General features: G+C 36.1%; 9 protein-coding genes. 2 read left to right on the plus strand and 7 right to left on the minus strand.

What is annotated here, in order from left to right; genetic code table 11:
• Positions 1-19 precede the first annotated feature (19 nt).
• From trpCF to BQ5209_RS05245, 4 genes are all read right to left on the minus strand, one after another.
• Positions 20-1,402: a bifunctional indole-3-glycerol-phosphate synthase TrpC/phosphoribosylanthranilate isomerase TrpF gene (trpCF, locus tag BQ5209_RS10785; RefSeq protein ID WP_085247494.1), complete on the minus strand. Its 1,383-nt coding sequence runs from the start codon at positions 1,400-1,402 to the stop codon at positions 20-22.
• 15 nt (positions 1,403-1,417) lie between these two features.
• Positions 1,418-3,049 carry a bifunctional anthranilate synthase glutamate amidotransferase component TrpG/anthranilate phosphoribosyltransferase TrpD gene (gene trpD / locus BQ5209_RS10790; protein ID WP_085247495.1) on the minus strand — a complete coding sequence of 544 codons (1,632 nt, stop codon included), beginning with the start codon at positions 3,047-3,049 and terminating at the stop codon, positions 1,418-1,420.
• Positions 3,049-4,611, minus strand: coding sequence for an anthranilate synthase component 1 (locus tag BQ5209_RS05240; protein ID WP_085247496.1), 1,563 nt, complete (start codon positions 4,609-4,611; stop codon positions 3,049-3,051). The genes trpD and BQ5209_RS05240 overlap by 1 nt, the downstream gene beginning before the upstream one ends.
• A 349-nt stretch (positions 4,612-4,960) precedes the next feature.
• Complete coding sequence (locus tag BQ5209_RS05245) at positions 4,961-7,015, minus strand: tetratricopeptide repeat protein (RefSeq protein ID WP_085247497.1); 2,055 nt, start codon at positions 7,013-7,015, stop codon at positions 4,961-4,963.
• A 566-nt stretch (positions 7,016-7,581) separates the two neighbouring features.
• On the opposite strand from BQ5209_RS05245, the gene BQ5209_RS05250 reads away from it, so the two are divergent.
• A complete protein-coding gene (locus BQ5209_RS05250; protein WP_370737827.1) occupies positions 7,582-8,460 on the plus strand; it encodes an SPFH domain-containing protein in 879 nt (292 codons plus the stop codon).
• A gap of 104 nt (positions 8,461-8,564) precedes the next feature.
• Positions 8,565-9,035, plus strand: a complete 471-nt coding sequence (locus BQ5209_RS05255; RefSeq protein WP_085247499.1) for an NfeD family protein — start codon at positions 8,565-8,567, stop codon at positions 9,033-9,035.
• Positions 9,036-9,638: 603 nt separating this feature from the next.
• Here the strand turns inward: BQ5209_RS05255 and BQ5209_RS05260 are convergent.
• The 3 genes from BQ5209_RS05260 to araA form a co-directional block, all read right to left on the minus strand.
• Complete coding sequence (locus tag BQ5209_RS05260; protein WP_085247500.1) at positions 9,639-10,331, minus strand: L-ribulose-5-phosphate 4-epimerase; 693 nt, start codon at positions 10,329-10,331, stop codon at positions 9,639-9,641.
• A gap of 86 nt (positions 10,332-10,417) precedes the next feature.
• Entirely contained in the window at positions 10,418-11,836 is a 1,419-nt protein-coding gene (locus tag BQ5209_RS05265) for a sugar porter family MFS transporter (RefSeq protein WP_085247501.1), read from the minus strand.
• A 76-nt stretch (positions 11,837-11,912) separates the two neighbouring features.
• Entirely contained in the window at positions 11,913-13,421 is a 1,509-nt protein-coding gene (gene araA, locus BQ5209_RS05270) for an L-arabinose isomerase (protein WP_085247502.1), read from the minus strand.
• Positions 13,422-13,451: the final 30 nt, after the last annotated feature.

The following is a 13,451-nucleotide window of genomic DNA, read 5'->3' on the forward strand; positions in this document are numbered from 1 at the left end:
CTTTTTTTTAAATTAAAAATTAAATTTGCTCAAATGCAGCTTGAATTTTCTGTTTATCTTTAATTCCTGGTGAAACTTCAACTCCTGAATTAAGATCAACCCCCATCACGCCTGTCGCTAACGCTGCCTTTATATTTTTTGGGTTAATACCACCTGCTAAAATGACATTATTTAAATTGTGATTAGCAAGCATTGTCCAATCAAAACATTTACCCGTGCCACCCGCCCCGTTATCAAATAGATAGCGTGAAACTAATGGATTGTCATGTTTAGGGATGGTGCTTCCAATACTTAGTGCTTTCCAAATTTGGCAAGTTTTAGGTAATTCTTGTCGTAATGTTTCGATATAGTTTTCATCTTCATCACCATGCAGTTGGACAGCATACAAAGATAACTGTTTTGCGATTTGGCATACGGTTTCAATCTCTTCATTTCGAAAAACACCAACCCAATTCAGTGGTGCAGAGGCAATAACAGATCGTGCCTTAATTGGCTGTATATAACGCGCTGAATTTGGCACAAAAATCAAACCACCATAGACAGCACCAGCTTGATAAGCATTTACTGCGTCTTCGGCGCGTGTTAAGCCACAGACTTTATTTTCGCCTAACATTACTTTGCGAATTGCCAACGTTAAGTTTGGCTCAGACATTAACGCACTACCAATTAAAAATCCATGAGCGTAATGGCTTAATTGTTTAATTTGATTATGAGTATAAATACCTGACTCACTAATAATAATGCGATCGTCAGGAATTGATTTAGATAAAACTTTTACCCGATTTAGATCAACCGTTAGATCCCTTAAATTACGATTATTAATACCGATCACTTTAGCATCAAGCTTGATTGCACGTTCAACTTCCGCATCAGTACTTGCTTCAGTCAGTACCCCCATATTAAGTTGATGAGCAATTTTACTTAGATGACGATATTCATCATCCGTCAATACAGATAACATTAATAGTATCGCATCAGCTTGATAATAACGCGCTAAATAGATTTGATATTCGTCGATAACAAAATCTTTACAAAGCACTGGTTGTGTCACTTCATTGCGAACTATCGGTAAAAATTCAAAGCTACCTTGGAAATATTTTTCGTCAGTCAGCACCGAAATTACTGAAGCATAATCATTATAAACCTTAGCAATACTAGCGGGATTAAAGTCATCCCGAATTAATCCTTTCGACGGTGATGCTTTTTTACACTCTAAAATAAAGACAGTTTCAGGTTGATTTAGCGCTTGATAAAAATTGCGATCACTTGGGGTTACCGCGGATTGAAAAGTCGCAAGTGGCTTTACTGCTTGCTGCTGAGTTAACCAAACTTGCTTATCTTCAATGATCTTTTTTAATACTGTTGCCATTTCAACATTTTTTACTAATGCTGCAATTGCCATGTTATTCTCCATTTATTATCTTGCTGCTAATTGTTGTAATAGCGCATAGGCTTTACCACTACGCATCATATCAATTGCACGTTGCGCATTTTGTTTTAAATCTAGTTCACCAAATAAGCTCATTAACATCGCAACATTGGCTGCAATAGCGGCCTGATGAGCCGCTTTACCATGACCTTGTAAAATGGCAAGCAGCATATCACGATTCTGCTCAGGCGTACCGCCTTCAATATCTTTTAAGGTAAATGTTGGTAAGCCAAAATCATCAGGCGTCAGAGTAAAGTATCGGATTTCGCCATTTTTCACTTCAGCAACGTAAGTTTCGCCATGAATAGCGACCTCATCCATTCCTGCACCATGCACCACATAAGCATGTTGATAGTTAAGCATTTGTAATGTTTCGGCGATCGGTTTAATTAAATCAGGATGATACACACCTAATAAAATACGTTTAGGACGAGATGGATTGATCAACGGTCCAAGAACATTAAAGATAGTGCGTGTTTTTAACTGCTGACGAACTGACGCCGCATGACGGAAGCCTGAATGATATTGCTGCGCAAACAAAAAACACACACCAAGCTCATCTAATGCTTGACGAGAAGCTTGTGCCGACATATTTAATTTAATGCCTAATGCAGAAAGCACATCCGAAGAACCTGACTTACTCGATACACCACGATTACCATGTTTGGCCACTTTATAACCCAATGCTGCAGCCACAAAGGCACTGGCGGTTGAGATATTAATGCTATTAGTGCCATCACCACCGGTGCCGACAATATCGGTAAAATCATAATCGGGAATATCAAAAGCATCTGCATTTTCAAGTAAAGCCTGAGCGGCACCTGCAATCTCATCAGGTTTTTCGCCTCGAACTTTCATACTAATAATTGCACTCGCCAATATCGTTGGTTCAATTTTTCCTTGAATAATTAAATTAAATAATACTTTGCTTTCTTCTTGGCTTAATGTTTGTCCTAAATACAATTTATTTAGTGTTGGTTGAATATTGTACTCTTGCTTATCAACAATAGCTTCTTGTTTTGGTTGTTCTTTCTCTGCTGGTGGATTAAGTGCCCACGCAATTGTTTGCTCTAATAGTTTTACCCCTTGAATAGTTAGAATTGATTCAGGGTGAAACTGAAAGCCACAAACACGATCTTCATCATTACGCACCGCCATAACAACATTGTTGCAAAGCGCATTAATAGTGAGTGTTTTGGGAATATTTTCGCCTTTTAAAGAGTGATAACGCGCAACCGGTAGCAGATTGGGCAATCCTTTAAACATCGCTTGCTGATCATGTTCAATCAGCGAGGCTTTACCATGCAAAATATCGCCGGCTGGTACAATTGTTCCACCATAAGATTCAACAATCGCTTGATGACCAAGGCAAATACCAATAATAGGTAATTTACCTTTTAAGCGTTTAAGCAATTCAGGCATACAGCCCGCTTCGCTCGGTGCGCCAGGACCAGGTGATAACATTAAAATAGGATTTTGCATTTGTGACAGTTTTTCAATAATAACATCGGCAGGAATGGTATTTCGATAAATAGTCACACAATGCTTGCTATTACGTAATTGATCAACCAAGTTGTAAGTAAAGGAATCAATATTATCAATAAATAAGATATTAGCCATTAGAATTCACCTTCTACATGATGTGCTGCCATAATCGCGTGAATGACAGCTCGCGCTTTATTACGCGATTCATCAGATTCAGATTGTGGTTCAGAATCCAAAACCACACCAGCACCCGCTTGTACTGTTGCAACACCCTCTTCTACGTACGCACTACGAATTACAATACAGGTATCCAAATCACCATTCGCGGTAAAATAACCAACAGCACCACCATAGCTACCCCGTTTAACTTTTTCAGTTTCGGCAATTAATTGCATAGCACGAACCTTGGGAGCACCAGTTAATGTGCCCATATTCATGGTGGCTTGATAAGCATGCAGCGCATCTAAATCACTACGTAACTGACCCACTACACGCGAAACCAAATGCATGACAAACGAGTAACGATCCACTTTTAATAACTCTTTAGTGTAACGAGTACCTGGTTGACAAATGCGGGCTAAATCGTTACGCGCTAAATCCACTAACATCAAGTGTTCAGCCAGCTCCTTTTTATCAGTACGCATTTCAAGCTCTAACCGGCTATCTAAGTCATAATCTATTTCACCCTTGGCGGTTAATCCACGTGGACGGGTACCCGCAATAGGGTAGATTTCAACTTGATTGGTTGCTTTAGTGTATTTAAGTGCACTTTCAGGCGATGCGCCAAATAATATAAAATCATTATCTTGCATATAAAACATATACGGGCTTGGGTTGTTATTTTTTAATACCCGATAAGCCGATAACGGTTCTGGACAAGGTAAAGTAAAACGCCGTGAAGGCACAGCTTGGAAAATTTCTCCCTGCTGAATCGCATCTTGCATCTTTTTGACAATTGTATTGAAATCATCATCACTTTTATTACAGGTGACCTTGATATTTACCAGCGACTGGGGTTGGATGGCTTTTATTGGTTGATGTAAAGTTGCTTCTAACTCGGCTAATGTTAATGTTAAGCGTTCTATTTCTAGCTCGTCTGACGTAAACGCCGTTGCTTTTAAAATGGATACATGATCTTTATGATTTATCTCTAATAATGTTTCAGCCAAATAAAAACAGAAATCATCACAACGCTGATCAGAAGATAACATAGGCAGATTTTCAAAACCGGCAACAAGATCGTAACAAAATAGCCCACCAACAAAAACCGCATCTTGACCGCATTGCTTAGGAATATTCACAATAGTTAACAATGTGCGTAATGCATCAAAGACTGAGAGTGACTTTAATCGCGAATCTTCATCTTGCAGACTATCAATAACCGGAAAAACCAATTTAAGGGTTTGTTTATCTATTTGTGTATTGACTAACTTGTCTAAAAAAGCCTGTTGCAATAAAGGTAATAGTTTTTCACCATTTGTAGTCAGTGCCTTAAAAGTGACTTCATTGTTTATTGCCGAAATGCGTAATGCACTATCAACAATCATAACACTTTTAATACCTTGCTTATTATCAATTTCAGCCGATTCAAGCAGTAATGTTGCCGGCCTGTTATTACATAATTGACAAAACACTTGAGTCGGATCTTGATAATAACCAATGGTTTTGGTTATCTGTGTTAATGTTGGCTTGTTCATTGTTGACTCTCTATCTATGTTTAATTTTTATTCACACCAATTCTTTGACCTACTAGAAACGACAAAACCCGCACTAAGCGGATTTTGTAAACGAAGACAATACATCATCACATCACCCGCCAAAAGCAATGCGCCACCAACCCAAAATAGTATGTTGACGAATGTGAGTTAGAAAATATTGTCGTTTCATTATTTTTAATCTGTTTAATATAAGTTATGTACTATTAAACTAGTTCAATGATGCAATGTCAAGTGAATATTTTGTGCACAGTAATAAAATTGCTATGGGTGAGTGATCGTGATTTTTTTAAAGGACGCAACCAACAATAAATGCGTCCTTTTACCAAAATTAACGCAATGGCATTTCCGATTGCACAACTTTAATGAGCTTAAGTCTTGATTTTGATTTAGGCGTTCTAACATGGTTTGTGATCCACAATTTATGATGAGGTTGGCACTGTGGACCTAAATAGATCTTATCAAGATAATCTTCCACTTCTTGACCATAATTCACAAACAAACTATTGGCATCACCATACTCTTTCGGTGCTTGAATTTTTTTATCCGCAATATGGGTAATATAAATCATTCGGCATTCATCTTCGTCTTCAAACGCCGCATGTTTAATTAAGCAAGAGATGGGCATTATTGCTAAATTGATTAATTGATCGAGATTGCTAAACGCTTTCAAGTTTTTCTTTGTTCTTAATTTTCTAATTAACTTCTTTATTTCTTTTAAATTTTTTGTAATTTTTGCTATTTTATTTTCTTCATCCAATAAGTTTATATAATTATTCCATTCATCATCGATCGTCTTAGCTAGACTACCTTGGTGTTCCAAGTAAAAAGAAAATTTATTACGTTTTGCAATACTAATATATTCACTATTGGGATCAAAATAAAGACAACGGAATAATGGTAAAGGCTCTAAAAAACATATATTGTTAGAGTCTCCATCATCTTTATTCTCTTCAGAATCGCTTTTGGCTACTTTCGCTTTTGTATCATAACTTAAAAGAGCGACACTATCAGGATTGATGCTACTTTCAACATTATTACCAAAAAAAGATTGATTAAACACCAGACTAACACCTGAACCAATAATATTGTTTTCATTGCCATATAAACGAAATTGATTTAAACAGTTGTGGTTAAATGTAAAACTGGCTAAAAAGCTTTTTATTTCACTATTGGGATCGTTGTTCATACCTAACCAATTGCTAAGTACTTGGTTTTCGGTTGGGTCATTCATAAAATCGACAACATTTAAACGGACATGACTATCATTTTTTAAAAGCTGAAATAACACATTAGGATTGGTATAGTGTGCAACCCGTCGTTCAAATTGTTGCGCAGGTTTGCTTTTTGACTTGCCTAATTTAAAAGTAACAAGCAATTGCTGTTGAATTTCCTCAGTTAATTTTCTAATTTGACAAATAGGCTTGATAACTAAATCATCTCGTCGCTCTCTAGTTTTGAATAAATCGTTTTCTTCAATATTAGATACAGCTAACATAATTTGGGCTATCACAAAATTGCCAAATAATTCACTTACATAATTCACATTTTGATAATAAGTTTTAGCTGATTCTGATTCTGGTTTTGAATTAGTAGATATTTGATCAAAATAGACACAATCACCTACTGCACAATTAGCTAAATTAAAAATAACAGGATTGTTACTATTACAGCATTGTGAAAAAGCTTTATAAGCCTTTTCAGGGGCATTTTTTTTATCTTGGTAAATCCTACCTAAAAGGAATTGCGCTTGAGCATAGGCTTGGGCATTATCCTCTCTTTTAACCTTGTTATAATATAATTCTGCCTGCTTTTTATCATATTTATCATATTCGTAAATCCGACCTAATTTACATTGCGCTTGAGCATAGGCTTCGGCATCATCCTCTCTTTCAACCTTGTTATAATATAATTCTGCCTGCTTTATATCTTTTTTATCATATTGGTAAATCACACCTAAATTACATTGTGCTTGAGCATAGGCTTGGGCATCATCCTCTCTTTCAACCTTGTTATAATATAATTCTGCCTGCTTTATATCTTTTTTATCAATTTGGTAAATCTGACCTAATTTACATTGCGCTCGAGCATAGGCTTGGGCATCATCCTGCCTTTCAACATGGTTATAATATAATTCTGCCTGCTTTATATCTTTTTTATCATATTCGTAAATCTGACCTAAATTACATTGCGCTTGAGCATATGCCGCAGGATTGGCCTGCTTGTCAATCTTTAATAAACAAATTTCTGCTTGTTCGATATCGTTTTTACCTAAATAATAAATGATAGCCAATCGAAACTGAGCATCCATATATTTTTTGACGTCATCTTCCCGAGTTATTTTTTTGAGCTGTTCAATTTGTTGATCAATCGTCATTTCTTCCATTTTAATTCCTATTGTGTTTTATTGTTATATCTAAAAATAAGCTTAATACTTTAGATGGTTTAGGTGCATGGTTTAGAAACATATTTATTGTTTTTATTTATATTTTGTAGTTTAGTTATACTAGCTAAACTTATTGACAATAATTATGGACAGTAGCAGTGCTACATAGTTTAGCGTTAAGTTAAAAATTCACCAATAGATTACGGTAAAAATCTAAATTTTTTATTAAAAATCATCCCAAACCTATCTTCATGTCATTGGGAGCTAGTTCAAATCATTTTTTGATTCTAGCAATACGCCCATTAAGCAAATTTATTTTTATAATGTTATTTCAAACTATATAAAAAGTTATTTTAAACCACATAAAAAATGGAAATTATAAATTAGCACATTGGCAATGTGCTGATATAACATCAATTAAAACTGGTGACATCAATTAGAACTGGTGACATCAATTAGAACTGGTTAAAAAATTCAATAATCTATAAAATAATTTATTCATTTTTATTATAAAAATTTATAAGGATTTTTACACTATGCCACTATTTTATATTGTCATCGTCGTTATGGTTTTACTTACCTTTATTACTGTTTTAAAGGGCATTACAATTGTTCCTCAAGGTTATCAATATACCATTGAGCGTTTTGGTAAATATACCCATACGCTTGAACCGGGTCTAAATATTATTATTCCATTTATGGATGGTGTTGGTCGTAAGATTAATATGATGGAACAGGTACTTGATATTCCATCACAAGAAGTCATTTCAAAAGATAATGCCAACGTACAAATTGATGCAGTGTGTTTTATTCAAGTACAAGAAGCAGCAAGAGCGGCATATCAAGTAAATCAATTAGAGCGTGCTGTGATTAATTTAATGATGACCAATATTCGTACTGTACTTGGTAGCATGGAATTAGATGAAATGTTATCGCAACGTGATCACATTAACTCTAAGTTGTTAAGTATTGTAGATGACGCAACTAGCCCATGGGGAATTAAAATTACCCGTATTGAAATCCGAGACGTTCGTCCACCAGCAGAACTTATTGCTGCAATGAATGCGCAAATGAAAGCAGAACGTAATAAACGTGCTGAAATCCTTGAAGCAGAAGGTGTTCGTCAAGCAGCAATTTTACGTTCAGAAGGTGAAAAACAGTCTGAAATTTTAAAAGCAGAAGGTGAAAAGCAATCAGCCTTTTTACAAGCTGAAGCACGTGAACGTGCAGCCGAAGCAGAAGCCAGAGCAACCCAAATGGTATCTGAAGCAATCGCAGCGGGTAATATTAATGCGATTAACTACTTTGTTGCGCAAAAATACACTGAAGCGCTACAACAAATTGGCTCTGCGGATAACAGTAAAGTAATTATGATGCCGCTTGATGCGTCAAGTTTAATGGGCAGCATTGGCGGTATTGCAGAATTGATTAAAAACACAAAATAAAAAATCAAATTTTATACTTAAACATAGTGTTTCCTGAAACTTTTTGACAAAATCTATCAACGCTATGTTTAAGATTTTTACTGAATGGATTTTAAAGGTAATTGATGATGACTGATTTTTTTATGGTTTTTTATAACTCTCCTCATTGGGTGTTTATTGCTTTAGGTGGTATGTTGCTAATTGCAGAATTACTAGGCACTGGTGGATACGGGCTTTGGAGTGGGATCGCAGCCATTATTGTTGGTTTAATTGCTTGTGTTTTATCGCTTTCTTGGCCAATTTTGTGGATCTTATTTGCAATTCTAACGCTTGTATCTGCTTACCTTTGGTGGCTTTGGCTCAAAAAGCAAGGTAAAGATAAATCAGCTAAAGGCGCAATCAATCAACCACAACAAGACTTAATTGGTATTAAAACAGTTGTCACTGATGCTATTATTAATGGCTCAGGTCGAGTAAAAATCAAAGACGGAACATGGTCAGCAAGATGCGATCAAGATCTTAACGTTGGTCAACGTGTTGAAGTTATTGCTGTAGATGGCTTAATTTTGAATGTACTACCTATAAATCATGAATAGTCTTAATTAATTCTATTTATGTGTAAAAATAACCATATACCAATAGTTAGCAAAGAACTCGCATTTTAGCGAGTTCTTTGATCTAGCAGGCATGTGAAAATAACCTAAGATATTCACCCTACATACTAGCCCCATACAGCTCTTTCCTTAACTCTAGGGGGGAGACCGTGTTATTCAACCACTCTTGCAACTTATTTTCAAATTGAGCTAGTGCAAGATAATTTTATTGTGAGGCTGTTTTACACAATTATCATAAGCCTGAATATACAATAAGGTCATTAATTTGACCTGAATCATCATGTCTAACTTATCGCTATAAAAACATTGTGCTTTTAACATCTGTTTTTGTTTTTACGAAGTTCAGATTGTTTTCTCATTGCTTTATTTTGGTGCTCTAGTACCTTAATAACCATGCTTTTTATGCGTTATAATGCTTTTTATGTCGGTTTTTTCATGGTTTGATTACGTTCATTTACAACGTTTTTTAGCATTTATACCTAAATCTCCCGCCATTAGCCGATGGCCAGTCTGCTATTAAGAGTGAAAAAACGAAAAATAAAAAAGACCCTTTTTTATTTTTTTGATCAACGCATGAATAATAATTTATATTTGACCATAATAAGCATTTTTACCATGTTTGCGATAATAATGTTTATCTAACAATTCGCGTTGAATTTTTATGCCAAGATTAAGATTACGGGTCGCTAATGCCATTGCGGCCACCTCTTCTAAAACAACAGCATTATGCACAGCATTGTCGGCATTTGTTCCCCACGCAAAAGGACCGTGTCCGTATACCAATACGCTAGGTATCGCCATCACATCTATTGAACGTTTAGTAAATTCTTCAATAATAACTTTACCAGTGTTTTGTTCATAATCGGTTGCAATTTCTGCGGCTGTTAACATCCGTGTACAAGGAATGTCGCCATAAAAATAATCAGCGTGGGTGGTACCTAATGCGGGAATGTCTAATCCCGCTTGCGACCATATAGTTGCATTGCGTGAATGAGTATGAATAATACCACCAATTTGCTCAAAAGCTTTATAAAGTGCAAGGTGTGTGTCGGTATCACTTGAGGGATTAAGCCGGCCTTCTACTTTATTGCCATTAAGATCAATGATAACAATATCATCAACAGTAAGCTTATCGTATGCAACTCCAGATGGTTTAATGGCAATAACCCCGTTTTGCCTATCAATTTCTGATACATTACCCCAGGTAAAAGTGACAAGTTGGTAATAAGGCAATAATAAGTTTGCAGCAAGTACGCGCTCTTTTAATAATGTAAACATGCAAAGCATCCTATTTTTAATACAAATGAATTAAATGATAAGTAACGAAGGTTTAATTTAACTTATTGTTACTTATCATTTATCCTTTAGTTATCACCACCGATATAACGTAATTTTTTCCCATCCATTAAGTTTTTTTCAATGCGTTCTAATGAAATATTTTTTGTTTCAGGAACAAACAAGATAACAATAAAAATGAACAAAATATTCATGCCGGTATATAACCAAAATGTTTGTGCAACCCCAATGTAATTTAATAATGTAAGGAAAGTTGCGCCAATAATCATATTGGATATCCAGTTTGTTGTCGTTGAACAAGTTACTCCAAAATCTCGACTTTTGAGCGGTTGAATTTCAGAACACAGAATCCAAACTACAGGTGCTGCGCTCATTGCATACCCACCAATACACATAATTGCCATACCGACTGCCGCATAAGAAATGATTGATGATGCGTGACCATTTTCAATGAGTTGTAAGCAGATGCCTAATATAAGCGTACCTAATGCAATAATGCCAAAGCCAACTTTTAGGATTGGTTTACGCCCTAATTTATCAACGGTAAAAATGGCAATAAAGGTCGCTAATACAAAAGTAAGCCCCACAATAATAGTTGCTATCATTTGTTGTTCGGTTGTTTGGAAACCAGCAAGGCTAAAAATTCTAGGTGCATAGTACATAATAATATTCATACCAGTAAATTGTTGCATTGCTTGTAATGCCATACCAAGGTAAACGGTGCGACGTACATTTTTATTTACCTTAAATAAAGTCCATCCTTGTTGCTTTTGGGTTAAGCTATTTTTGATATCATCAAATTCCTGTTGGATTTTTTCAGGTTCGCTGCGAATCGATTTGAGTACCTGTTCTGTTTCTTGTAATCGACCTTTCGATGCAAGCCATCTAGGGCTATTAGGTAGAAAAATGACAACAACAAATAAAATAATTGCCGGTACTGAAATGATACCTAACATCATTCGCCAATTACCTGTAAAACTAAAATAGGTATCAGACAAAAAAGCTAATAAAATGCCAATGGTCACCAACAATTGATAGCCGGCTATCATTTTTCCCCGAATATGTTCGGGCGCCATTTCAGAAAGATACAGTGGCGCAGTATACGATGCGATCCCAACTGAAAATCCTAAAATGACTCGCCAAATAAGCAGCACTTCAACATTTGACGCCAAGGCAGATCCAAAACAACTTATTATAAAAAACAGAGCTCCTGCTAATAAGCTGTATTTTCTACCTAGATAAAAAGATAACCAACCATTTGATAACGCACCCATAGCGGCACCTAACATCATCGAACTCACTACCCATTCTTGCAGTTCAGTAGTAAGTTCAAATTGAATAGTGATAAACGGTAACGCGCCTGCAATAACGCCAATATCCAAACCAAACAATAGTCCTGCCATTGCTGCCGAAAAGCCGATTAAAAATGTCATCGTTCTAGCCGAGTTTTCTGTCGTATTCATCGGTATAGGTGTATTCATATCCATCTATTTACCCCATTAATTCTGTATTGTTAACAATAATTGGCAACAACAAACCCAATTATCAGCTTAAACTATTCAGTTAAGCATAAGGATGACAATAGGCAATTTCGTTCCAACGTAACTCATTTCTAAAGTGATTAATGTCTGTTTGATCATCAATAACTAATAATTCAATATTATGAAGTTGTGCATAGAGCCTAAAATAGTCCATTGATAGTGCTTGGGTATACACGGAATGATGTGCAGCTCCAGCTAAAATCCACGCTTCGGCAGACACCGCTAACGATGGTTTAGTTTTCCAAACAGCGCAGGCAACCGGTAATTTTGGCAATGGTTGTGGCTGTTTAACTGTTTCTAATGCATTTGTAACCAGTCGAAAACGGTTGCCTATATCAATTAAACTCGCATTGATGGCAAAGCCTGGTTTAGCAGCAAAAATAAGACGTGCAGGATCCGCTTTATTACCAATTCCTAATGGTTGAATATCTAGCAATGGTTTAACACCATCATCGACAATAGATGGACAGACTTCTAACATATGTGAGCCAATCACCAGTTCATTACCTTTGGTGAAATCATAAGTGTAATCTTCCATAAATGCGGTACCACCTGACAGACCTTTTGCCATCACTTTCATGGTTCGAAGCAACGCAGATGTTTTCCAGTCGCCCTCAGCAGCAAAACCGTAGCCTTTTGCCATTAATCGCTGAACAGCAAGTCCCGGCAACTGTGCCATACCGTGCAAATCTTCAAAAGTTGTGGTAAATGCTGTATACCCTCCTTGCTCTAGGAATCGCTCAATACCCAATTCTATTCTTGCTGCATCGATTAGATTTTGTCTTTTTTCACCATTGATTTGAGCAACAGGGCTAATTTGATATAGTGCTTCATATTCATCAATTAATTGTGCGACATCAGTGTCACTAACAGCATTAATAACTGACACCAAATCACCCACCGCATGAGTATTGACAGAGTAACCAAATTTAATTTGTGCCGACACTTTATTACCTTCTGTTACAGCAACTTCACGCATATTGTCACCAAAGCGAACCACTTTCATGTTTTTTTCTGCATTGATAGCCACACAAACTCTCATCCATTGTGCGATTTTCTCGTGCACAGTTTTGTCTTTCCAATAGCCAGTTACAATAGAATGAATAAGGCGCATACGTGAACCAATAAATCCAAATTCGCGCCCACCATGCGCTGTTTGATTGAGATTCATAAAATCCATATCCATCGAATCCCAAGGCACCTGTTCGTTAAATTGCGTATGAAGTTGCAGCAAAGGTTTTTGTAAATGTGTTAAACCGCTGATCCACATTTTTGCGGGCGAAAACGTATGCAGCCAAGTGATCAAACCAACACATTTAGACGAATAGTTAACTTCTTGACATAATGTATAAATATCATCAGGTTTTGTTGCCAATGGTTTAAGCACAATTTTTACGGGCAAATGAGCTTGTTGATTAAAATAATCTGTTACCAATTGGATATTTTTTTTAATTTGTTCAAGTGTCTGATGTCCATAAAGATGTTGACTACCGGCAACAAACCAAATCTCAGCTTCGTTATAAATAAACATTATGGTCTCCTTCAAAATTTTATCGCTAGA

Source organism: Gilliamella mensalis, assembly GCF_900103085.1.
Classification (GTDB): Bacteria; Pseudomonadota; Gammaproteobacteria; order Enterobacterales; family Orbaceae; genus Gilliamella; species Gilliamella mensalis.